Source organism: Flavobacterium supellecticarium (assembly GCF_004801375.1).
GTDB classification, from domain to species: Bacteria; Bacteroidota; Bacteroidia; order Flavobacteriales; family Flavobacteriaceae; genus Flavobacterium; species Flavobacterium supellecticarium.
On the sequence record NZ_SSNZ01000001.1, the window covers coordinates 802,986 to 828,628 of the forward strand.

The 25,643-nt window shown below is 39.4% G+C and carries 17 protein-coding genes; 3 read left to right on the forward strand and 14 right to left on the reverse strand.

Features of this window, described 5'->3' with window-relative positions:
• Nucleotides 1-9 precede the first annotated feature (9 nt).
• Entirely contained in the window at nt 10-1,158 is a 1,149-nt protein-coding gene (locus E6C50_RS03725) for a patatin-like phospholipase family protein (protein ID WP_136401845.1), read from the reverse strand.
• A gap of 230 nt (nt 1,159-1,388) precedes the next feature.
• Between E6C50_RS03725 and E6C50_RS03730 the strand changes: the two genes are divergently transcribed.
• Nucleotides 1,389-3,077 carry an RluA family pseudouridine synthase gene (locus E6C50_RS03730; RefSeq protein ID WP_136401846.1) on the forward strand — a complete coding sequence of 563 codons (1,689 nt, stop codon included), beginning with the start codon at nt 1,389-1,391 and terminating at the stop codon, nt 3,075-3,077.
• Here the strand turns inward: E6C50_RS03730 and E6C50_RS03735 are convergent.
• The 6 genes from E6C50_RS03735 to E6C50_RS03760 form a co-directional block, all read right to left on the reverse strand.
• The gene (locus E6C50_RS03735) at nt 3,074-3,985 is read right to left on the reverse strand and encodes an AraC family transcriptional regulator (RefSeq protein ID WP_136401847.1); all 912 of its coding nucleotides are present in this window, start codon (nt 3,983-3,985) and stop codon (nt 3,074-3,076) included. The genes E6C50_RS03730 and E6C50_RS03735 overlap by 4 nt on opposite strands.
• A gap of 99 nt (nt 3,986-4,084) precedes the next feature.
• Nucleotides 4,085-4,585 (reverse strand): hypothetical protein, encoded by a 501-nt coding sequence (locus E6C50_RS03740; protein ID WP_136401848.1) that lies wholly within the window; start codon nt 4,583-4,585, stop codon nt 4,085-4,087.
• Nucleotides 4,586-4,709: 124 nt separating this feature from the next.
• Complete coding sequence (locus tag E6C50_RS03745; protein ID WP_136401849.1) at nt 4,710-5,741, reverse strand: serine hydrolase domain-containing protein; 1,032 nt, start codon at nt 5,739-5,741, stop codon at nt 4,710-4,712.
• Nucleotides 5,742-5,783: 42 nt separating this feature from the next.
• Nucleotides 5,784-6,899 carry a radical SAM protein gene (locus E6C50_RS03750; RefSeq protein ID WP_136401850.1) on the reverse strand — a complete coding sequence of 372 codons (1,116 nt, stop codon included), beginning with the start codon at nt 6,897-6,899 and terminating at the stop codon, nt 5,784-5,786.
• Nucleotides 6,900-7,010: 111 nt separating this feature from the next.
• Nucleotides 7,011-7,739: an MBL fold metallo-hydrolase gene (locus E6C50_RS03755; protein WP_136401851.1), complete on the reverse strand. Its 729-nt coding sequence runs from the start codon at nt 7,737-7,739 to the stop codon at nt 7,011-7,013.
• Between the two features lie 2 nt (nt 7,740-7,741).
• Entirely contained in the window at nt 7,742-8,986 is a 1,245-nt protein-coding gene (locus tag E6C50_RS03760) for an MFS transporter (protein ID WP_230978953.1), read from the reverse strand.
• Nucleotides 8,987-9,080: 94 nt separating this feature from the next.
• Between E6C50_RS03760 and E6C50_RS03765 the strand changes: the two genes are divergently transcribed.
• On the forward strand, nt 9,081-9,968 hold the full coding sequence (locus tag E6C50_RS03765) for a LysR substrate-binding domain-containing protein (protein ID WP_136401852.1): 888 nt from the start codon (nt 9,081-9,083) through the stop codon (nt 9,966-9,968).
• A 90-nt stretch (nt 9,969-10,058) separates the two neighbouring features.
• Here E6C50_RS03765 and E6C50_RS03770 read toward each other — a convergent pair whose 3' ends face one another.
• The 4 genes from E6C50_RS03770 to E6C50_RS03785 form a co-directional block, all read right to left on the reverse strand.
• Nucleotides 10,059-11,195 carry an efflux RND transporter periplasmic adaptor subunit gene (locus E6C50_RS03770; protein WP_136401853.1) on the reverse strand — a complete coding sequence of 379 codons (1,137 nt, stop codon included), beginning with the start codon at nt 11,193-11,195 and terminating at the stop codon, nt 10,059-10,061.
• A 1-nt stretch (nt 11,196) separates the two neighbouring features.
• A complete protein-coding gene (locus E6C50_RS03775) occupies nt 11,197-15,576 on the reverse strand; it encodes a CusA/CzcA family heavy metal efflux RND transporter (protein ID WP_136401854.1) in 4,380 nt (1,459 codons plus the stop codon).
• 79 nt (nt 15,577-15,655) lie between these two features.
• Nucleotides 15,656-16,036 (reverse strand): hypothetical protein, encoded by a 381-nt coding sequence (locus tag E6C50_RS03780; protein ID WP_136401855.1) that lies wholly within the window; start codon nt 16,034-16,036, stop codon nt 15,656-15,658.
• 82 nt (nt 16,037-16,118) lie between these two features.
• Nucleotides 16,119-16,931, reverse strand: a complete 813-nt coding sequence (locus E6C50_RS03785) for a universal stress protein (protein ID WP_136401856.1) — start codon at nt 16,929-16,931, stop codon at nt 16,119-16,121.
• Nucleotides 16,932-18,119: 1,188 nt separating this feature from the next.
• Between E6C50_RS03785 and E6C50_RS03790 the strand changes: the two genes are divergently transcribed.
• Nucleotides 18,120-18,998 carry a helix-turn-helix domain-containing protein gene (locus E6C50_RS03790; protein ID WP_136401857.1) on the forward strand — a complete coding sequence of 293 codons (879 nt, stop codon included), beginning with the start codon at nt 18,120-18,122 and terminating at the stop codon, nt 18,996-18,998.
• 79 nt (nt 18,999-19,077) lie between these two features.
• Here E6C50_RS03790 and E6C50_RS03795 read toward each other — a convergent pair whose 3' ends face one another.
• From E6C50_RS03795 to E6C50_RS03805, 3 genes are all read right to left on the reverse strand, one after another.
• Complete coding sequence (locus tag E6C50_RS03795) at nt 19,078-20,262, reverse strand: PorP/SprF family type IX secretion system membrane protein (RefSeq protein WP_136401858.1); 1,185 nt, start codon at nt 20,260-20,262, stop codon at nt 19,078-19,080.
• Nucleotides 20,263-20,332: 70 nt separating this feature from the next.
• Nucleotides 20,333-21,553 carry a gliding motility-associated C-terminal domain-containing protein gene (locus E6C50_RS03800; protein WP_136401859.1) on the reverse strand — a complete coding sequence of 407 codons (1,221 nt, stop codon included), beginning with the start codon at nt 21,551-21,553 and terminating at the stop codon, nt 20,333-20,335.
• 109 nt (nt 21,554-21,662) lie between these two features.
• Entirely contained in the window at nt 21,663-25,400 is a 3,738-nt protein-coding gene (locus tag E6C50_RS03805) for a hypothetical protein (protein ID WP_136401860.1), read from the reverse strand.
• Nucleotides 25,401-25,643: the final 243 nt, after the last annotated feature.

Here is a 25,643-nt window from a genome sequence, read left to right on the forward strand (position 1 = left end):
AAAATTGTATTAAACCGAAACCGAAGTCGGTTGCAAAGCAGTCAATTCGGCTACAATTGCGTTAAATGTTTTTTGTCCGATACCGTTATCGATCAGATATTCTGATGCGGTAGTGATCAACGAATCAATATTTGTCGGATCGATATTATCCATTTGTGCTTGCGCCTGTGTAATGTTTGGCTCCAATCGGAAATATGTCAATCCCGAATTGGCTAACGCCAGCAACTGTTGATTGGATACCAACTGTACCGATTCCGTGATAATATTCACAACGGCACCACGTCCGTTTTCGTTACCGGACAAATCATCCAAATCACTGGCAACCCAAGGAATATAGCCCCAGTTTCCATTATCCGGATCCGGATCGCCCTGATCGACCGTTACCAATCCGGCACCGGAAGTATACACTCCTGTTCCCAAAGAAATCAGTACAATATCACTCAGACTGGTTGCCAATCCGGTACGAAAAGCTTCTGTTACCGCCCATATAGCAGGGTTGTTCGACATCACCCCTCCGTCGAGTACCCAACGTTCCTGCGCATCCGAATTTGAATTTTGTCCTCCGCCCACATCGCCTACCGGAAAATAAGTTGGCGCCGCACTCGTTGCCCGAGCCGCTTCCCACACTTTATAATCGTCGGCAGATGATTTTGATGCGTCCATCCAGTTAAATAAATACGGTCCGTAATCCTGTCCCAATACCGGATTGGGTACCGTATTACCGCTACTGTTAATCGTATAACTGGTAGTAAACACATGTTTGGTTCGTCCGTTAAGTGTTTTCATATTGGCCTGTGCCTCGCTTAAAGTGGGCTGTCCGAATTGTTGCTGTAAATACGGTTCGATACCGTTACCATTACCATCGTCGCCATAGTATTGTGCGCAATTGTCCGGGATTAATGACTCTTGTGGTACAAAAATTTTAGTACCGTCGTTCTGATAAATGTTCAAGACTTCTTGCGCCGTAAAGGGCTTATTCCCGTTTATTGGTGATGTTAATCCTGTGGCGATAATGCCTCCGGTTGAGGTTCCGCCGATCATATCGAAAAGTTCATAGCAGCTTTTGTTTAATCTGCTTTCCAGTTCGTTAAGAAAATAGGCCGGTATAATCCCTTTTATACCACCGCCGTCAACTGTTAAAATAACTACTTTACCCATAACTTTAGTTTTTAGTGTTGATTTGGTTTCTTTTGTTTTAAAAACAAGTTTCTAAAATTAAACGATAGACTGCAGTTCTATAAACGTATAATCACCTGTTTTCACGTTTGATTCGGAACCCGTGAATACCGGATTTTCTGGCTAAAAAGAATACGAATGGCTAAAATTGAATTGTTTTAGTGGCTGTTAAAGCGAAATAGCCTAATTTCGCAGCGCTAAAATAAATAACAGTGGGCAACGACACCCAAAATAGAATCACCTACTTTACCGACCGTATTCTGGAAACGACTTCGTTGCCGGAACGCTTTACCTTTCCGTTTTATTATGAACCGCATCCGCTCACGCAAATTGCCGCGTCGGAACTACAGGAATACCTGGAAAGTGAATCGGATATGGAACACAACTTCGGACTTATCGAAAATCAGGAAGGGATCGTTATCGGTAAAATGTTTGGTGTACTCGTTGTTCGGGATGCTAACGGCAAAATAGGTTATTTGTCCGCGTTTTCCGGAAAACTGGCCGGTACGAATCAGCATCCGCGTTTTGTACCACCCGTTTTTGACATGTTACTTGAAAACAGTTTTTTTCTAAAAGAAGAAACCATTTTAAACAGCATTAACAGTGCGATTGAAACGATACATGCCGATCCGCTTTACCAACGTTTTACAACCGAACTGGAACAATTTACAAAGCAATCACAGGAAGAAATTGCCGCTTTTAAAAAACAACTAAGAGCGAATAAAGAAACGCGCAAAAAAAGCCGTGAAGCGCAAAAAAACAACCTGACAGAATCGGAATACACCATCTTTGAAGCCGATTTGATCAAACAAAGTTTACGGGACAAATGGGAATTACAGGTGTTAACCAACAAATGGAAAGAACGTTTAGACGAAACCCGTTTACAGTTAGCTCAATTTGAGGATCAGGTAGAAGCGTTAAAAAAAGAACGCAAAGAAAAATCGGCCGCTTTACAACAACAACTTTTCGAGCAATACTCCTTTCTAAATAAAGACGGGATAACCCGAAGTCTGCAATCTATTTTTAGTGAAACCGTTTTTGGAAAACCACCCGCAGCGGCTGGAGAATGCGCTACTCCGAAATTATTACAATATGCTTTTGCGAATGGTTATGAACCGTTGGCCATGGCCGAATTCTGGTGGGGTGCATCTCCAAAATCGGAAATCCGAAAACACCGTCAGTTTTATCCGGCTTGCACCGGTAAATGTCAGCCGATATTAAAACATATGCTGGAAGGTATTCCAATGGATCCTAATCCGCTATTAGAAAATCACGGGGAAAATACCACACTGAAAATCATATACGAAGACGACAGTCTTATTGTAGTAGACAAACCGGCTGAATTACTTTCGGTTCCGGGCATACAAATCCAGGATTCGGTTTATACCCGACTCAAAACAACCTGGGGCACCATTGAACCGTTGATCATTCACCGCTTGGATATGGCTACCTCGGGACTTTTGGTTGTCGCCAAAACCAAAGAAGCCCACAAACACATCCAGCGTCAGTTTTTAAAGCGTACGGTTATAAAACGCTATACCGCCCTTTTATCCGGATTGGTAAAAGAGGACGAAGGCGAAATCCGACTTCCGTTACGAGGCGATCTGGACAATAGACCGAGACAATTGGTTTGTGATACACATGGCAAAAAAGCCGTGACCCTTTGGAAAGTTGTGGCGCGACAATCGGCGACAACGCGAATACATTTCTGGCCACTTACCGGACGAACGCATCAGTTACGCATGCATGCCGCTCATGAACACGGTTTAAACGCACCGATTGTAGGCGACGATTTATACGGAACCAGTGCCGACCGTTTGCATCTTCATGCGGCTTATCTGGAATTTGTACATCCAAAAACCCGGGAAACACTCCGCTTTGAAGTCAAAGAGTCATTTTAAAGCGTTGTTTTGGGCACGACCGGAATACACAAGGTAAGTCTGCATTTCTGCTGTGGATGTTCCTTGTAATTATTCCGAATGATTTCAAATGGCAATTCTTCCGCCGGGCGATAGTCGTTTTCATTCATCCAGATATATAGCGATGACCAGGCTTTTTCAAGATCGGCAAGGTCGATTTCAAAATTGGCGGTAATACATTTTCCGGGTGACAGGTTTTTAAAGAAAATACCCGGCTCGGTTTGAGTTTCCCGATCGACCACTACTCCAATTTCCATACGGACTTTTTCCGGAGCCGTAATTTTAAAACTATCGTGATAAATTCGGATCGCTGCTAACTTTTCAGGGTTTGTCAGTTTATTTTCCAACGCAAATTCAATCACTTTTGTAAAAGCCGTATCCAGATTTTCTATACCGATATGATTCGTATACATCATTGGAAACGCAACCATTTCTTCTACTGTTATTACTGCATTCATTTCCATCCAGTTTTTAAGATTTTCGATACGCCAAATATAGGCTTCAAATCCCTGAAAAATTTGTCCATTCCTGCTATTTTTAATTTTATCATACCGACTACTACGCTGTTTTCGGAATGCTGTCGGGCTAACCGAATACCGTTTTTTAAATGCCTTTGTCAGCGCCGCATTATCCGAAAAACCATATTGAAAAGCCAAGGTTCCTATCGTTTCCTTCGTATCCCTGATTAATAAAGCCGCGATCTTTTCAATCCGTTTTCTATTGTAAAACTCCAATAGGGTTTCGCCCGTATAGGCTTTAAACAGTCGTTGAAAATGAAAGGGCGAATAATTTGCTACAGTAGCGATTTTTTCTACCGACAACGGTTCTTCCAGATGTTGCTCGATAAAATCCAGGGCTTTCCCCAGCTGTTGTAAAGGTAAATCAGCCATACGATAGTGCTACAATCCGGTCGAAGGTAATCAAATTGAATTAAAAAACGCTACCGGTTTGGCGGTAGCGTACAGCAGTTCCTAAATTTTAAAAAAGGATTAGTGTAGTTTATACGCCACACCTACCCCAATAGCAGACACTGTAAAGTTATCGGATATTCCACGGTAAAAGGCGAACAGATCGAAATTATCTTTGTTCCATCCTACTTTACCCTGATAATACAAACCACCGTCGGCGTTATTCAGTCCAATTCCATAACCGATATCTGCGGTGTAGAAAATATTGTGATCAAATTTTCCACGACCCGAAGCCGCTACCGGAATATAACCGAAATCGTCGTAGGTAAAATCCATACCCGCCACCGTTACCGTTTTACCAAAAAAACGGGAATATCCGGTTGCGATCCCCAAATCCAGAAAGTCTTTTACTTTATAAAAGTAAACGGCACCATCTATTCCTAAATTAAATGACGAAACATCAGCAGCATCGCCAATCGGGAAACCGGCGTGTACACCAACTCTGATATCCTGTGCACTCAAACTTTGAGAGAACCCGGCCACAACAGCAACCAGGAACAAGCTTTTCAATTTTGAAATCATATTTAATGCGTTTAGTGTTATCTATTAAAAATAACTATTTAAAACCGCTGTATTCTACTTAAAACCACTATTTTATTGACAAAATAAAGTACTGATTTTTAGGCTTTAAAAAACGTAAAATGCCCTATTTCACAAGGGTTTCTTTTATTTCATCCAAAAAGTTATAAACCGGAAAAGCATCCCCTTGATTGGTAAGTACAATAATTGTCGTATTATTTTTTAAATCGCGCCAGAATAAACTTCGGAAACCTGCTAATCCGCCGGTATGCATGACTATTTTTCCAGTATGTTTATTTTCAACAAACCAGCCCAATCCATAAGGCCCCAATTTACCGTCCGGGAAAACCGGTAAACGGTACATTACTTCCGTATTGTGTTTAGCAAGCAATAAGCCGTTACGCAATGCCTTATCCAATTTATATAAATCATCAGTTGTCGCATAAATACCACCATCGCCGGTTGTGAGTTGTGTGTAATCATCTTTTACTTTATTCTTCGTATACCCGATAGCTTTAGCGGGAATATCCGGTTTTGTTTCATCATATACCACCATATGCTGCATTTTCAAAGGGTGGCTTATATTCTCCTCTAAAAACGTTTTTAATGATGTTCCGGAAACCTTTTCGATGATCAATGCTAAAAGGATATAACCGGTATTACTATACTGATACTTCATACCGGGTACAAATTGTAGTTTTTGATTTTGTAACCAATGCATAACGTCTTTATTCGTTAGCGTTCCGGTTAACACATTTTCATAATCGCACACGCCCGAAGTATGCGTGAGCAATTGTCGGATTGTAATTTCTTTTAAATAATCCGGCAAGTCGTTTATATAACGATTTACACGATCGTCGTACGACAATAGCTTCTTTTGTTCCAACAACATGATACCGATAGCCGTAATGGGTTTGGCCAGTGACGCGATATAAAACGGCGTTTCCTTTTCTAACGGCCGCTGACTTTTAAAATCGGCATAGCCCAAAACCGTATCACAAACCATACTATCGTTTTGTACAATCAAAACAGCACCATTCAGTTTCCCTTCTTTATGGTAATGCTGTACCACTTCTCTTGTCGTTTTTCGATCCATTTTACGGCAACTACAGAAAAAAATGCTACTCAAAAGCAGTAAAACGGCTATTTTTTTTATCATTCGAGGTTATGTTATGTATCGGACATTGCCTTTATAATGATGTTAGGCAACCGCAACATCGAGTTCTGTTGTAATCGGTTTAAGAACACATACAATACAATCTTCGCAAAACTTTGGCGTTTCATTGTTGTACCACATTCTTCTTACTTCTCGGAACTGTTCGTTATTTAAACAATTCAGTAGTCCGTCTTTAAAAACATTTCCATAATTCAATTCCTTTGGAAACGGTCGGGCGCAACACGGAATTAAATAGCCATCCCAGGTAACATAATTATGCATCCACGGATAGATACACTTTTTAAAACCGTTTTCGGATTTGTAATCGTATAATGACAACGTTACGTTATCAATTTTCTTACTTACTTCGATCGTTTTATTTAAAACCGCGACATATTCATCTGACGTAAAAAAATCATAGTACGAGATATCATAACGGCTTACAGCGGTTATATTAATCGGATTCATATTAACATACTGCACGCCCAGATCTTCTGCCAATTTTAGTATTTCGGGCATTTGGTGAAAATTCTCTTTGACAATGGTAAAATTAAACAGAATCGGAACGTCAAATTCATCACAAATAGGTTTTATTTTACGGACATTTTCAACGAAAAAATCAAAATTCCCTTCCACTCTAACTTCATTATAAACGGCACCAATACCGTCTATAGATACCTGAAGCTGATCCAGATAAGGAAGGATTCTTTTTAAATAATCGTAAGTAGTTGGTAAATGAGCATTTGTAGAGATAGAAGTCTGTATCCCCATTTTTTTGGCTTTGATATACTTGAGTACTTTTTCGAGATTTTTATTGATGAGCGTTTCTCCCATTCCGGTGAGTCCGATATTATCGACATAAGGCGCTACCTCATCAACTATTTTCAGCATCGAATCGACATTAATCAAACCTTTATCCATCGCTTGTCCGGAATCATATTGAAGCGGACAAGTAATGCATTTCAGATTACAATGATTGGTAACCTCCAAAACCACACTGGAAGGATAAACGACCCTTGTACTTTTGATCGCACTTAAATACAGAAAAGCGGATTTATTTCGAACGTACTTATAAAGATTACTCCCTTTGGGTAAATTGCGAAGTCGTTTTTTAATTCTGTTTACTTTTCGGGGATTTAGATTAAAACCTTTTATTTTCATATGTCTTAAAAAAATAATTCTTTTCTTTCAAAAATAGAGTTATTTCCCTAAAAAACAACCGATTTACCAATTTATAACAGAAATTACTTATAACATTATTTTTTAACAGTATCATAATCTTATAACCGATTTTTCCAAATCATGATACAATAATAGCTTCCAGTTTTCCACACGAGCCTGTTGTTCCCATTTCTGACGTAATGCCATTGCCTTTTTCCCATCATAATCGGTTTTATAGGCGATATGGTATTTCAGATAGGATTCCTGCGGCAGATTATCGCCACCATAAAATACAATTTCATCCTGATCCCGGAACCAAAACACCTGATGAAACGGCGAATGCCCACCGGTAACTTCAAAAGTAATATGTGCTCCGATAGTACCTTTATCGGCCTCCATATACACCACATTTGGCAATTCCTGTAAGGCCTTTAACGTTCGCAAATTAAACGATGGATTTTCGGGTTGTGACAAGGCATAATCCATCTCTCTTTGTTGCAAAAACAAAGTTGCCTTGGGGAAATAGGTTTCAAAATGATCCGCATTAAAAAAGCCCAGTCCGTCGGTATGATCTTTATGCAAATGGCTTAACAAAACCTTTGTGATTTGTTCCGGTTCGTAGCCAGCGTCTTGCAATAACGAAACCAGAATCGGTTTACCGTTACGTTCAAAACCGAGTCCGGCATCAACCAAAAGCAGATCGTCCGGAAGTTGAATCAGAAAAGGACATATTGCCATTTTTAACGCACCGGGTTCTCCTATTGGATTCGTATCTACTAAGGTAAATTCTTTTATTTTACTGGCCCGGAATATGCCTTCGCTAAGGGGTATGATTTTCATGATTAGAATTGTTCTTTGCTATACACTTCTTCTTTTATAATACTATTGGTTTTCATGCGTTTCCAATACAGGTAGAATACCAGTATCGCTACAATACCAATGGCGCCCTGAAAAACCACCGTTAAACGCACCCCGATCGATTCGGCTACAACACCGGCCAAAAGACTTCCTACCGGAATTAGTCCCTGATAGCCCATTATATAATAACTAATGGAACGCGAACGCATACTTGGATGTGCATGGGTTTGGATATAGGTATTGATAGCTGATGTTTGTGCCATCATTCCGATACCGGCTACAACCAATAGGATAACCGAAACGGCGATGAGGTTGGAACCCGCCAGTAACATCACACTACTTCCCAACATAAAACCAGCTATTATGATGATTTTAATAATATGATCGAACTTTTTAAGATTTGCCAGATACACGGCACTTATCACCGCACCAAGACCAATCGCACTTTCGAACAAACTAAAAGTACTGGCCGTTCCGCTAAAAATATCTTTGGCAAAAACAGGCATCAGCGTATTAAACGGAATCACAATCAAGCTGTTCATTGAAAGTAATAAAATCAAACTGATCAACTCTTTTTCGTGTACCAGATAATGAAAGCCTTCTTTTAACTCGTACCATACATTATTAACCGGTTCGGTATTTTTTGAAATCCGGATATCCATTCGGTACAAACAATACAATACCGGAATATAACTTAAAAAGTTCCCGATAAAACAGAAATCTTCGCCCAGAGTTCCCAACACTAATCCAGCCAAAGCCGGACCGATGATCCGGGCCAGGTTGGTCATCGTTGAATTTAACGCGATGGCATTGGGCAGATCCTCTTTATTCCCCACCATATCCATCATGAGCGTTTGCCGACAGATTACATCAAACGAATTGATCATACCCTGAAGCAAACTTAAACCGATCAGCGCCGGAATACTATAATATTTAAAGTAAATCATTATGGCCAACGTACCCGCTTGTAGCATTGAGATAACCTGACTTTTCATCATAATTTTAAAGCGATTGTGCTTTTCGATATAACTACCGGCAAAAGGCGATAGTACCAAAGAAGGAATCAGACTGGCAAAAGTGACCAACCCTAATAAAAAGGCCGATCCCGTAAGTCGGTAAACCAACCAGCTTACAGCCGTTTTTTGCATCCAGGTTCCCATTAAAGAAATAGATTGTCCATAAAAGAAAAGCTGGAAATTTCTATACTTAAGTGACCGGAACATATTCATTTTTACATCATTTTACACTACAAAGTTCCCTATAATTTATAAATTTGTAAAACGTTATTTTTCTATATCATCAATCGATAAAACCGATTTAAAAATGGAACTACGTCAACTCAAATATTTTATAAAAGCCAAGGAATTACTCAATTTTACCGCTGCCGCCGAAGCGCTTAATATTAGTCAGAGTACGTTATCGCAACAAATCAAACAACTGGAAATCGAACTCGACACGCCTTTGTTTAACCGGATCGGCAAACGGATTACACTCACCGAAGCCGGAGCTCTTTTTTACAGTTATGCACTGCAAACCGTTAACAAAGCCAATAGCGGATTAACCCTATTAAAAGACCTCGGCGAACTCAAAACCGGTGATCTTTCTATTGGAGTGACCTATGGATTACGCCATCTGCTCACACCGGCATTAATTGCCTTTCTGAGCGATTATCCCGGTGTTACCGTAAAAGTGTACTTTGGTACTTCGGAAGAATTACACGACAAACTGATCGGTTTGCATTTGGATCTGGTTCTGGCTTTTGAAGAAATCGTAGCCGACGAAAACCTGACGTATACACTATTGTTCGAATCGCCATTGTGTTTGGTTGCGGCATTAAATAGTCCGCTGGCCGCTAAAAAAGAAATTGATTTGACAGAAATACGTCAATTGCCTATTGTATTACCGGCAGCTGGTTACAGTACCCGTAAGTTTGTGGGTGATATCTTTGCCAAACACAATATTCATCCGAAAATATCAGCCGAGATCAATGATATTCCTACTTTGCTCGATTTGGTAAAATCCGGAAAATGGTATACGATCCTGGCCAAAACCACTGTTGCGATCGACAAGGAGCTGGCTATTATTCCGATCAACAAAATCAACATGACCCGACGTGCGATGATCATCACACATCAGGATGCCTATCAGAAAAAAGCCGCCCGTTATTTTCTGGAACGACTCACGGTACCGCTTTCCAATTTCGGTATATAACAAAAAAACCTGTCAGGTAAGACAATTCCTGACAGGTCTTTCTATCTCGGGCAAATTATTTCTAACGCCCAACTCTTTTCTCTATTCTCTTTATTCTTCTCCGCTATTCATCGTTTTCATCAGCAGCGTATAAGCATTTTGGATAACCAGTTTGGAACCCGAATTGATTTTATCGGATACAATTTGTTGCAATCCATCCTGTGCAATTCCTGCAGCTACCGGTATCATTGCAAAATGATTTTCCGGTTGTGCCTCAAAAACGTATTTTTTTCCTTTCCAATCCACCACACTAGCTTCCGGAACCGTAAGTGCCTTTTTATATTGCACCTCGATCGTACCGTTTACAAAGAGTCCCGGAAGTAAAGCCGGTTCGTACGATTCTACTTTACAAATTACCTCAGCAGCACGATCCTCATTTAGAGAATGATTAATATAAGCGATTGTTGCGCGGTGTTTTCGATCCGGTTGATCATTCGTGTAAACGTCCAGTTTTTGTCCGGTTTGCAGATAGGCAATATCTTTTTCAAAAGCAGTAAAAGACAGTACGACATCCTGCATATCGATCAACTCAAACAACATTTCTGTCGGTCCGACATATTTTCCGATATTAATATTTACTTTCGACACCAGTCCGTTTACCGGCGATACAATGGCAATGGACTTACTAATCGTAGCGGTAGACAATCGTCCGGTATCGATTCCCAGTAACGAAAGCTTTTGCCCCAATGAAGTCATCGTAATTCGCTGGGTTTCGCGTTCGCTTGTAATTTGTTCAAACAGTTTGTCGCTACTGGCTTTTTTAGCATTCAATTCTTTCTGACGGTTGTATTCCATTACGGTCAGATTGTATTTTTCTTTAGCCGTAAGATAATCCTGTTGCAACTGGATATATTGCATGTCTTCAATTTGCGCCAGTACTTGTCCTTTTTTGACATGCATACCCGGCATTACGTTTGTTTTACGGATATAACCACCCAACGGAAACGTTACGTCCACGCGACTTCGTGGTGGTACAGTTACGGTTCCCTGTAAGGACAGCACGCCACTAAGTTCTTTTTCGGAGGGCTGTCCTACCTTTATTCCGGCATTTTGAACCTGTGCGGCACTCAGCTTTACAATGCCCGGCGTAGGTGGTGTGGCTTCTTTTGATGTTTCGGTTTCCTTTTTACTACAGGAAATCAATGTCAAAAATACGAATGCGACTATGGAGATGCTATACTTTTTCATATTAAAGGTTATTTAAAGATTGTACCCGAATCACAGCCTTATTGTAATTATTGACCGTATCGAGGTATTCGTTTTTGATGGTGATGGCCTGATTGACTACCAGTACCCATTGCAGGTAATCGATATCCCCATTATTTAACTGGCTGTTTGCCGCATCGATGATTGTTTGGGCATTTTCAAGTCCCTGTGATTCATAATATTGCAAACTTTCCCGGAATTTTTCCAGTTCTTTTGCGGCGTTGAGTTGTTGTGCCGAAAGTTCTGTTTTTATAGCTTCCGCCTGCGTTTTATAATAGTCCCACTCAGCTTTGGCGGCTTTACTACGCGCCGACTGACTTCCGAAAAACAACGGCAGACTTATTCCGGCATTTATATAACTAAACCGTTGGTTACTATCGTAATAGACTTCCTGTCCCGACGCATTGGTCTGAAAACCGGTAATACTAAGATTATTATACCCTAACGTGATATCCGGTAACATTCTGGCGCGTTCGGTTTTCCAACGCCAACGGGCACTTTCGGCTTCGTATTGCGATAACTTTACCGCCGGAAGATTTTCGGCAGATGATTTTTCAAACCTTCCTTTTTCGTCCATTTTAATTATTGAAACCTCCGGAACATATACAATACTATCCTGCAAAACCGTATTAAACGATCGCTGTGCAATCGCAATATCCTGATTGATCATATTGAATTGATTCGTATAAAACTGTCGTGCCGACTGTGAGGCACTTCTTTCCAATATATTCGTTTCGCCAACTTTAAACCGTAGTTTCGACTTCTCTTCCATCAAACGGTAAATACTGTCGGCATACTGCAATAACGCTTTTTTATGTTGTAGCCAGATTAACTCATAATACCATAGGCGCACCTGCGCTTTTAACTCCTGCTCCGTAAGTTGTGTTTGTGCCTGGGCCGCCCGAAACCCTTCTGTTAATGCTTTTTTTTGCCGGGAATATACCGTTGGAAAATTAAACGTCTGGCTTATCCCAAAACGGTTATCTTTAAACTGACTATTAAATTGCCCGTAGTCGACGTCTATATTAGTTTTCGGGATATCGTAGGCCGACTGGCGCAACCATTCTTTCGATTGTTCGTTATGTCGCGCTGCCCGGATTCGTTTATTGTTTTTGATCGCAATGGCAACCGATTGGTCCAACGAAACCGGAACCATTTCCTGCGCCCATAATCCCCCGGAAATCAAAAATCCGAACAAGAATAGGATCAAATTATTGTTTTTACTTTTTTTCATTTTCTTTTGAAATTGTTTCGTATGATAGGTCATTAAATAAATGGCTGGTAATACAAATAAGGTTAACAAAGTAGCGGTTAGCAATCCGCCGATAACCACCGTAGCCAGCGGACGTTGTACTTCGGCACCGGCACCATTACTCAATGCCATGGGTAGGAATCCTAAAGAAGCCACAGCCGCTGTCATCAACACCGGACGCAATCTGTTTTTGGTACCGTTAATGATCAATTGTAAAGGATCGGTAATTTCGCCCTGTTTTCGGATCCGGTTGAATTCCGATATCAGTACGATTCCATTCAGAACCGCAACACCGAAAAGCGCTATAAATCCAACTCCGGCCGAAATACTAAACGGCATATCCCGTAAGGTCAGTGCGAATACACCACCAATAGCCGATAGTGGTATGGCTGTAAAAATGATGATTCCTTCCTTAAACGATCGGAAAGCAAAATACAATAGCCCGAAGATTAACAGTAATGCTACCGGAACCGCCACACCCAATCGGCTTTTTGCCTGTTGCAGGTTTTCGAAAGCACCGCCATAGGTCACATAATACCCCGGATCAAATTTAATTTGGGTGTTTACCTTTTGTTGCAGTTCGTTTACAATACTCTGCACATCGCGACCACGCACATTAAATCCTACAATAATCCGGCGTTTGGCATCTTCCCGTTGAATCTGATTTGGTCCTTCCACTTCCTGAACCGACGCTACCTGATATAACGGAATCTGCGCTCCGGAAGCCGTAGCTACCAGAAGATTCCGAACGTCGTTAATGTCACTCCGTCCTGTGGCATCGACCCGTACGACCAGATCAAAACGCTTTTCACCTTCATAAATATTCCCGGCCATGGCACCGGCAAATGCAGCATTCACCGTACGGTTAATATCCTGAACATACAGTCCGTATTTTGCCATTTCGGCCCAGTTATAATCGATCACAATTTGTGGCATACCGGTTACTTTTTCGACATATAAATCGGCTGTACCTTTTACACTACGGCTAATCGCTCCTAACTGATCGGCATATTGTGCCAGTTTATCAAGGTTCTCTCCATAGATTTTACAAACGACATCCTGTTTGGCACCGGTCATCAATTCATTAAAGCGCATTTGCACCGGAAACTGGAAACCCGTTGTCACCCCTGGTGCGACTTCCTGAACGGTAGCTGCCATTTTTTCGGCCAATTCGGAAAATGAAGCCGCACTGGTCCACTCTGATTTATTTTTGAGTACAATGATCATATCTCCTCCTTCAATCGGCATCGGATCTGTTGGTATTTCGGCACTACCGATTCGGGATACGACCCGGTTTACTTCGGGATACCGTTCCTTTAGTGCGACGGATATTTTCTGTATGGTTTCGGTAGTTGTAGTCAGATTCGTTCCGAGTAACAATCGGGTTTCGACTGCAAAATCACCTTCTTCCAGTTGTGGAATAAATTCCCCTCCCATTCGGGTAAATAACAATACTGCCAACGAAAACAAAACGATTGCAACCGCTATGATTCCTTTTCGGAAAATTAACGCTCTTGAAAGTAGTTTTTCATACCCCGCTTCCAAACGCGTCATTATTTTGTCGGAAATATTGGGTTGGTGGTTTACTTTTTTACTGATAAACAGCGCACTAACCATTGGAACGTACGTTAGCGACAGGATAAACGCTCCGAGAATTGCAAAAGCCACCGTTTGCGCCATCGGTTTGAACATTTTCCCTTCAATCCCTTGTAAAGACAGAATTGGCAAATAAACGATCAGGATAATAATCTGACCAAAAACAGCCGCATTCATCATACGGGAAGCTGATCCGGTTACTTCCTGATCCATTTCCTGTTGTGAAATATCGGTTCGTAGTTGGTATTTTTTTTCCGAATGCAAATGATGCAATATGGCTTCCACGATGATCACGGCTCCATCGACAATCAGTCCGAAATCGAGTGCTCCGAGACTCATCAGGTTGCCACTTACCCCGAAAGCGTTCATCATACAAATGGCAAAAAGCATCGAAAGTGGTATTACCGAAGCGACAATAAGACCAGCTCTCAGGTTTCCTAAAAAGAGAACGAGTACCAAAACGACAATCAGCGCGCCTTCGATAAGGTTTTTTTCTACGGTCCCAATAGCATTATCGACCATTTTGGTACGATCCAGAAAGGGTTCAATCGTAAGGCCTTCCGGAAGGATTTTTTCGATTTCGGAGACTTTATTTTTAACGTTATCGATTACATTACTGGCATTTTCACCTTTTAGCATCATCACGATTCCGCCTACGGCTTCTCCGCGATCATCTGTGGTTAACGCTCCATAACGGATGGCAGCTGCTAATTTTACTTCCGCAATGTTTTTAACCAGTACCGGCGTTCCGGCCTGAGTAGATTTGATCACAATGTTTTCGATATCCTTTATGTCCCGAGCCAATCCCACACTACGGATATAGGAAACGGTAGGTCCTTTTTCGATATAAGCGCCACCAGTATTCTGATTACTACGGTTTAGCGCTGTAAAAACATCACTAATGGTTAGATTGTGTGCTTTGAGTCGGGCAGGATTAACGGCTACTTCATATTGTTTTAGCTTTCCGCCAAAGGTTGCGACATCGGCAATACCTGGTGTTCCAAGCAACTGTCTCCTCACCGTCCAATCCTGTATGGTTCGCAAATCGGCGAGTGAATACTTACTTTCAAAACCTTTTTGGGGTTTGAGAACATACTGGTAAATTTCGCCCAATCCGGTGGTTACCGGTGCCATTTCGGGTCGGTTGGCATTTTCGTCGATAGCTACTTGTTGCAGGCGTTCGGTAACCTGTTGTCGCGCCCAGTACACATCGGCTTTTTCATCGAAAACGACTGTAACAACCGACAAACCAAAGCGGGAAATACTTCTGCTTTCTTTTAGTTTCGGGATATTACTAATAGCCTGTTCGATCGGGAAGGTGATCAACCGTTCCACATCTTCGGCTCCCAAGGCTGGTGCCGTTGTAATAATTTGTACCTGATTGTTCGTGATGTCCGGTACGGCATCAATAGGCAAACGAGTCACTTCATAGCTACCATAGACTACCCATAGTAACATGAAGATCCCAATTGCCAGTTTATTTTTAACTGAAAATTGAATGATTTTTGTAAGCATGACTTCATTTGAATTTATAGTAAATGCGCCAACAGACACAATTGTGCCTTTGGTATTTTTTTAAAATCCGATACAGAAGTTATACGATTGGAGGACGAAACAAAGCACCCAAATGCGGATTAGGGTGTAAGTGGTTATTATAGGTAATTTTTAACCGGGAAGTATCCGGTATACGATTGATCGTTGTAGTATAGGTAATACGATTCGGAATAAACACCAAATGCGGTACATGGTGATCCACTTTTTTAAAAGGCAACTGCATATCGCGATCATCATCCGAATCGTTAATATCGTCGCCCCAATAATGCATGGCCAGAAAATCGACAAAGCCGAGATTTCCATTATCGTTTTGATGTTCTTCAAAGTGTTGGAACAGAACCGGCAGTTTGAACAATTGTACAAAAAAGCAATTGTTCAGGCTAATCAGAAATACAAGTATGTATACGGCCAGTTTTTTCACACGACAAAATTAGAGAGTCCTGCTTCGGAAAACAAGTCAATTCTTAAATTTAACCTATAGTTTAAAAAGAATTTAAATTGCCTTATAACGGAAGCGATAATAAGGGAACCTTACTTCCGGATGCCATCGCTCGGGTTTTACTTTTGTGTAGCATCGAATCCCAGAAGCCATATTTATACGGAACCATAATCAGCAAATCGGTTTCAGAGGCTACAATTTCATCGCGAATGGCTTTTATTATTTCGGACGACTGTACGTTTTTATAGGTATGCTGAATTCCGGATAATGTTTCTTCCATTGGATATTTTTCGTCTTGTTGCTGCATGAATTCTTCCGATTTTTCCCGGATATGAAACACTTCAACCGAGGCATGATAATCGGCTGCAACTTCCCGTACTCTGTCGAGTACCGTCTTATGCACACCTCTCACGATATCGCAGGCAAAAAGAATATGTTTAATGCCGTTATATTCGGTTCCCAAAGGAATACTCAGTACCGGGAATTTCAACATACTGATCGCAGCGGTGGTTGTATTGCCTAACAAATCTTGCTCCACCGATCTTTCGGCCATTCCCATTACTACCAGTTCGGCATTAAATTGTTGTATACTTTTTACTAATTCATCGTAAAAATTACCCGCCACTACATGTGCCACCACTTCAACATGGTACATTTCGCTTAGAGTGCTTGCTTTTTCGTTTACCTTATTTTTTTGTGCTTGAAACATTTTATCGATTTCCATAGCCGACAAGCGTGCATTTTGGGCGTGAATGGAAGTGTTATACAGATTATAAAGTACAAGTTGATAGGCTTTTCCGGTAATCGCTTTTGCAATATATTTTGTAGCATTAATAGCTTCGGCTGAAAAATCAGTTGCGATGATAATCGTCTTCATAGTTATTGGCAGATTTTGAGTTATTCAGTCTAAATTCGGGCTATTGAGACTGTTTTTAGAATTGTTTAAATTTAAGGATTCTAAATCGGATCTGTTCCGTTTGAAGTTATAAAATCCTGTTAAATTCTTTTTGTTTTCAGACCTACAAAGCATTATATCAAACCACTTTCTTAACTTTTATAAATAAAAAAAGCCGGTTAACCACACCGGCAAAAAAAATGATCAAAAAACATTTTTTTTTGGATTAAATATGAAAAAAAATAAATTATTTCACGCTGGAAATAGTAACTAACCCCAATAAATTTTTTCATAAAAATCAAAAGCAATAGTTTAGCATTACATTTAATAGTCAAGTACTTTTTTAATACACATCAGTGTGGACAGTAATCTGATGATTTCGTTTTACATTATAAGGCTATGTTTTTTTTAAATCTTCCAAAGCGATTCCCGCATTCTGATTCAGAGCCTTATAGTAGCTTAATCTAATTTGATATTTATTCAAATCTGATACAAAGGAATAAATAGAAATTTTATATTCAAATCTTTCAATCTTTTAGTAAAGAAAAATGAACGATTGAGTAGCTAATTAAGATTCATATTGCCACGCTTCAGGAGTTTACCTGATAAAAAGTACATTTTTACAACTAAATTTTACATATTTTAACCATTTATACTCAAATTAACTTTTTTTTATGTTTTCTTTATTTTTATAATATTTTTTAACTATATTTGTTTTATATAAGAAAATCCAAGTAACCACACAATAAGCCTGAAGCCAAAACACAAGGTTACCTGTACTTCGTTTTTAATTTATGGAAATAAATTTTTCCATAAGTTTACCACTAAGTTATCCTTACTAAAAGGGATTTCTTATTTCTTTTACTCCTCCAAAATACTTACCCCCCCCCCCGCCGTTAAAAAGAATTAGTAATCTAAATTTAATGCCTATGCGATAAACCAAGACAAATTCACCCCAGTTACGATTCCTCCCATTAGTAGATTATGATGTAAATGATTACAGTACTCATTTGAATCATAAAGCTACAATTAGTGATATTGCCTCAAGACCATAAACTTTACACATCTGTATGATGTTCCTATACTACTGCTTTGAACATTTATGTTAGGATAGTATAAGTATACTGTCATGAATCAAAAGATTAAGTTTAATTTTATTAATATCTTACTATGATGGAAGATCGTGTATTTAATTCAATTGAAACCGCCCGCTGTCTGACAAATGACCTTGTAAACGATGCACAAATAGTTCACTTTCAGACCCAAAGACCCATATCAAAAATTAAAGCAGTCCTTAATTATAATATGATTTTTTTTCCGATTAAGGGTATTAAAAAAGTAATTATCAAAAGAAATACTATTGCACTAAACAGTAGCAATTATATGATCTTCTCGACTGGTGCTCAATTTATTTGTGAGACAAGTTCAAAAGAAAAAAATCCTATTGAAGGTGTCTGCATTATGTTTAACAATAAGATTCTCAACGATTTTCTTTTAAAATATCCGGATTTTCTAAAAGTAAAGAACAATCGTACGGTTCGTTATCTGGAGAGTTACCTGGAATGTAAAAAGAGTGATTTTATCAATAGTTGCTTTCTACCTTCTTTACAATATATTACCCATGGTAAAGCTCCAGACAACATATGCCTTGTAAAATTTGAGGAATTTATGTTGGATTTGTTCAGCCAGAATCCCGATACAATCAACTGGTTTATTAATATTATTTGTCGTCAAAAATCAATAATACATCAAATTGTAGAGAATAACATATATAAAAACATAAGTATCGCTTCCATGGCATCAATGTGTAATCTCAGCCTTTCAACTTTTAAAAGACATTTCATACAGATTTACGGAATTTCTCCAAAGAAATATTTTTTAAAACACAAAATGGATAAGGCTGTTGTTTTACTTCAAACAAAAAGCAAAGAACATATTAAAGTTTATGATTTTCTGGGATTCAATACCAACGAAAGCTTCATTAAATCTTTTAAAAAGTACCACGGTATTACCCCATCGGAATACAAAAAGTCATATTTACTTAATTAGCCAGCCCTTTTATTAGATTATCAGTGATTATTATATAATAAAAATGCCATCAGTTAGATGGCATTTTTGTTTTTTACTGTTATTTTTTATTTTTCGTTGTTCCAACGGTTTTCTTCTTTTTCTGTGTTTTTTCCTGTTTACGAACTTCTTTCTTAAGTGCCTTTTCCTGAGCTTGCTTTATTTTTTTTTCGCGTTTTGCCTGCTCTTTTCCAAGGTGTTTTGCATTTTTCAACTGTTTCTTTTCAGTGGCAGTAGTCGGATTTGTTTGAACTGGTTTATTTTTCAGTTCCAGATCCTGTTGCTCTTCAGTTTTATTCCTCTGAAGCAAATCTGTTATAGTATTATGATTGGGTTTCGGTAGATCTTTGTCTTTATTTTCAGCATGTTTTTTTAAAATATCAAATTGCAAAAAAGCCTCATGTGTTCCCGAAGTATACTCTCCAATAGTCCCCCCACTATAGTCATATGCATAGCCAACAGTAAAATCGCCAATTTTAAAGCCAGTCAAAAAACTGAGTGCATTTCCCCATCTGTACGATATTCCTAACTGAAGTTTATCATTAAAAAGAAAAGTTGTAGAGACATCGACTCCTAAAGGTGCTCCCTGAACTATTTTAATCAATGCTCCCGGTTTAAACTGAATCATAGCATCCAAATCAAACGAGTAGCCACCAGTAAGGTAATAATGCATTTTCCTTTTAGCTACCGATGATTGTATATCGTTGTAAAATTTTGTTTCTAAAAAATCAGGTACCGACAAGCCGGCAAACCATTTTTTTGAATAAAAGTAAGCACCGGCACCAATATTTGGTGAGAATTGTGACAATTTCCCTCTTAGTTCTTTATCGGTATGATCAAGAATTTGTAATTTATCATAATCAATTTCCATAAAATTTCCACAGATATTTACCCCCAACGACATTATTATTTTGTCCGAAAGCATTACCGGATGTGCATAACTAAATGCCAAACGGGTATCTGAAGAAGGACCGATTTTATCATTGTCGACAGTAAATCCAATACCATGTCGTTTTTCTTTTATAGGGGTTTGTCCTGATAATACTATATTTTTAGGAGCTCCATCAATCCCTACCCATTGCGACCTATAAATTCCAATGATACGAGGTATTCCACTTGTCGCGGTATATCCGGGATTAAAAGCCATTTTATTATACATATATTGTGTATACTGAACATTTTGTTGCGCAAACGAACAGGCGAAGCACAATAAAATTGTTCCTATTGTTATAATTTTTTTCATCATTAACGTTATTTATATAGCCTGATATGTTGTAAAGCATAATCCTTTTAATTTATAATCAAGCATTCCGGGTTCAATTGATATATAGATATCCTGCTTTCTTTTTAATTTTACCATTGGCTATTTTATACGTTAAAACATAAAAGTAAGTTCCCGATGGAAGTTTTTTCCCGTTATCGATTGTTCCTTTGGCATTGGAATATCCTCTAAACCAATTTTCGTGAGTACCATATTGATTTGCATCAAATACCTTTCCTCCCCATCGGTTGTAGACTTCTAAAGTATTCTCCGGAAATTTGTTCAATCCTTCGATAAAGAAATAATCATTTTTTCCATCATCATTTCCTGAAATACCGTTATAAACAATTATTTCATTGTTTTGATCATCGATATCATTTGTTTTTTCAATCTTCGCCAAGGTAAAAATTCCATCATGTAGCGTAACAGCAGTGGCTAATTGCTGATCGGTATCTATAACAGTAGGATAGGATTTCCATTTTTGTGTTTCAGTATTCCAGCCAACAATAGCAACTTCGGTATTGTTATTGAGTTCTGTACCGAACATATTTTCGCTTATAGACAGCGTTAACGGAAGTTCGTGTGTATCATGATGATTGCATTCCAATATCCAATATTGCGTATTATCAATAATCAGAATGTTGTCTTCCTTTTGATTATGTGCATAGTGCAGGTTAGAATTTTCCTTACGGTAACCACCTTTAAAAGTGGCATCGCTCCAATCGCAGGTTCCGATAGTTTCGGGATGATAAGCCCCGTAGCTTCCGACCGGAAACTGAAATTCCTCTCTACCAAGGCGTTCTACAAAACCATCCACATAACTATCTGAATCTGCATGAGAATGCGTTGCTACCGCCTCAAAAATAAAACTACCGTTCTCTTCCACTTTTATAATTCCGTATTCAAAATCCGAATTTCCACCCACACTGACTTTTCCGTTTAGCAAAAAAGCGGGTTGTTCGGAATGATTATTAAATAGCGTATGGTTTAACTTACTCACAACAGCGCCCGAAATATTTTGCTGTCGCTCTCCGACAAAATGGGTTACTCCCTCCTGCGTTGGATCGTACTCAACAATTCCATCATTATGAAAATTGGCATAGACAAAAAAAGTACCGTCATTTACAAAATTTGCAGTACTGTTATTTTTAAAATCGGCAACACTGGAAAATTTTGTTCCGGGCGACACTGTTATCTGCCCGTTATTTACGGTTTGTCCGGAAACCGGAATACTTCCACAGACAGCCGCTATAATTATTACAAAAATTTTATTCATAATTTCAATGATTCTTTTACTTTTAAAACAGTATATAAATCCCTTTTAAGCACCTTACTTAAAAGGGATCCTATACTTTAAGCACTCCTAAGTATGAAGAAAACTATAACTAATTGGCACTACTAACAGTAGCTTCCAATGCTTCCAACTTTTCTTCCATTCGCTGTAAGCTTTGTTGCAATGTGCTGATTACTGTATTTTGCAACTCAATTTGTCTTCGTTGCTCACCGATTTGTGTTGCCACAAATCCGCTAACCGGAATTAATTCGATAAGTTCGCCGGTACTTATTGTCTTTAAAACTCCGGTCGAGCTTGCAACAACAATCCGATCTTCGTATTTATTCCCCTCTGTAGCGTTAATATCGCGAATACGTACGTTTCCGGTACCTACATCCAGAGTTTCTTCTGGTCGTACAGCAAGCCCCATCAAACCATCGCTAAAGATTACATTAGATCCCGGTGCCTTGAATTCGGAGCGACTAATGGTTTTTAGCACCCCATTCCTATCGGCCACAACAACTTTATCTTCCAAAGCGCCCATAGTACCATTTATATCCCTGATGCGAACATTCCCGGATCCTACATCTATCGTTTCTGTAGGAACAACCGCTTGTTTTTTAAAACCGGTATTTCCATTTTTTAAAACCGTAATTGCATTAGAGCGGTTTTCATTAGCTGTTCCATTTGCAACTACCAACAATCTGTCATTTTCATCCCACTCCGTTGGCGAATTTCCGTCATACATGTCTCCATAAGGCCCTATAACTACTTCGTGAAAGGATTTTGCTGTAGAACTAGCTCCTCCTAATACCATACTAAATTCACCCATAGCATGATTAGCTATACCACCAATAACGGCACAATTCTTTCTTTTTACCTTATTCTCTCTTCCCCCAATAATAGCCGAATATGAAATATTAGTACCTTCTCCTAGTATATAATTGCCGTAACCCCCCAAAATAATAGATTCAGTGGAATTGATTATATGATTAGTATCCCCACCAAGAACGAACCCGTTTTGAGAATCGACTATCTCATTAGATTGTCCACATATAATACCCGAATAAACACTTCTATAACCAACTCTATTAAACTCTCCTCCTATAACACAGCCCTTTTCTCCTTCAGCTGCATTGAACTTTCCTCCAAATACAAAAGAATGATTACCATAAGCCGCATTGTTTTCCCCTGCAAGAACCACCGTATTAATTCCGAGGGCAGTGTTTTGAAGACCTCCCACAACCACACCGCGCTCATTACTACCAAGAACCGAATTTGACTTTCCTCCCACAACCACACCAAAAGGACTTTGAACAGTATTCTTTTCTCCTCCTAGTATAACACCACCGTAGGTGGCACTTATCGTATTATGTCGTCCTGAGAAAATACCGGATGTATCGGTTCCGTCAGCTATAAAATTGTGATGTCCACCGTCTATTGTAGCCAGTTCTGCAGATGGTTGAGTAGTATTGTCTCTTCCAGTAACAAATGCATAGGCTCCCTGTGCTTTGTTTCGAAATCCAAAGGCCGCAGAAAAAGCACCGATTTCACCTTCACTAATTTCCTTGCCTCCACGTACGGCACCGTATACATTTAATCGTAACCGGTCAGCCCATGGCAAAGATCCTCTGGCATGTCCAATACTAACACCACCGGCCTGATAAATATTTTGTCCATTCCATCTTGCTTTTTGGTTTGATCCCACGACCAGCCAAGGTTCGATCTGCGCATCCGAATTACGATTTAATTGTAAATCTCTTCTGTCTATCGTACGCAAAACCCCATCGGCATCGGCCACGACCAATCTGTCATCGTCACTACCGTCTTCGCCCTGGATTTGTCGGATTCGTACCTTTCCTTCACCAACATCGATGGTTTCGGTAGGCTGAGAAGCTGCACTTTTAAAACCGGTATTTCCGTTTTTCAAAACCGTAAGGGCATTCGATCGACCATTATTGTCACCGTTAGCTACAGTGAATATACGGTCATTTCTATCCCATACATTGCTTCCTCCATCCGGAGAATACAATTTAGCTCTATTCCCTAAAACTATTTCATGAACAGAAGGAGCCATATTATCACTTCCGCCCAAAACCACACTATATTGACCACTGGCAACAGATTCTTTGGAACCTACAATTGTGCCGTTTCTTGCCACAATACGGTTGGTTTCGCCTCCAATAATAACACCAAATTCACCTTGCTCTGTTATGGTATTTCCTGTTCCTCCAACAATTGCCGTATTTTCTCCGTGTGTTTCATTATGTTTACCACTTACCAAAGCATTCGCTCCTGTGGCTGTATTTCCGTCACCAATATTCACCGAAACTTTACGCTCCTCATTCTCAGGATTAATTTTTACGGATCCATTTACACTTAAGGCTGTGTCTGGAGCAGGCTGTCTTCCAATACCGACATTTCCGGTATGGTAAATATTCTCCGTATTAGATGTTGCGCTGACAGTTCCGCCATCTACATACCATGGACTTGTGGCATCTTCCGTATTTTTCTGAAAGACGGGCAGGTTAACCCTGTTTCTAGTTCCTTGTTCATCAATATAAATCAAATCTTTACGCTCTTCATCATATACCAGAGCGGTCAAGGTTTCCGGGCCATTGACCAAATCCGATAAATCCACTTCGGTAGTCGTTCCATCCTCTGCATTATAATTCAGAATAAATGTGTTAGCGTCATACGAAAGTCTCGTAATAGTTTCCGGGTTATTCGCCAGAGTATTCAAATCAATGTATGTATTAGTTCCATCCTCAGCTTTATAGGTAATGGTATACGTATTGGCGTCATAACTCAGCGCTGTTAGCGTTTCCGGGTTATTTGCCAGAGCATTCAAATCAATGAATGTATTAGCTCCATCCTCCGCTCTGTAGGTAATGGTATGCGTACTGGCGTCATAACTCAGTGCTGTTAGCGTTTCCGGGTTATTTGCCAAAGCATTCAAATCAATGGATGTAGTATTTCCATCCTCCGCTCTATAGGTAATGGTATGCGCAGTGGCATCATAACTCAGCGCTGTTAGCGTTTCCGAACCATTATTCAATAATTCTGACAAATTGATAGTGGTAGTATTTCCATCCTCCGCTCTATAGGTAATGGTATGTGCAGTGGCATCATAACTCAGCGCTGTTAGCGTTTCCGAACCATTATTCAATAATTCTGACAAATTGATAGTGGTAGTATTTCCATCCTCCGCTTTATAAGTCAAAACATGTGTTAGCGGATCATAAACAAGAGATGTCTGCGTTTCTTTTTGTTTAATAAGCGCTTCAATCTTTTCCAGCACCACTTCATGATCAAACTGTTCGACTACAGCATCTCCTGTAAAATCAATCCGTTTCGATTGTCCGGCTTCATTGGTATAGGTATAGCTACCATCCTGATTTTTCACGAGTGTTGTGATCGTTTCATTTGATTTTACAAGGGAATCGATATTGATTATTCGCGAATCACCTTGCTGATCAATATAACTAAGAGCAACAACTTCCGGGTTATATAGAACAGTCCCTTCGGACGTTCGAATATCAACAGGGCTGATCATTCTATTCCAGGAACCATTAAGCCAATAATACAATCCCGGGCTAACATTATCCGGGATTTGACCAGAAGTAGCAATATTAAAAACGATAAGACCATTTGGCAACGTTCCATCATTCACTATAGGGTCTTTACTTTTGGAATCGATTAGACTTACTCTTGGAATTAATATTCCCTTATTATTTGCGACTACATCCAATTGTGAAGTAATATCCGGGAGTTCCGTTCCAACTCCCACTTGTCCGTACATTTCGAATGCCCCTAGCACAAATAAAATTGACAGGAGTTTTTTTCTCATAAGCATAAGATATATATATTTAGTTTTAACTTATTTATTATTTATTAGCTCTTATTAGCTATCGAATTGTTTCGATATGTACATAGCACATTCGAAAGCAAAACATAACCGATATCAATCGATATAATTAAAAATAGCCACAGAGCTAAAAAATTGGAGTGATGCCTGCTTTAACAGGACTTTATATTCTTATTCAATATCTTAGGGAAAGATATGATCCTGTAATTTAGAGTACTGATTGTG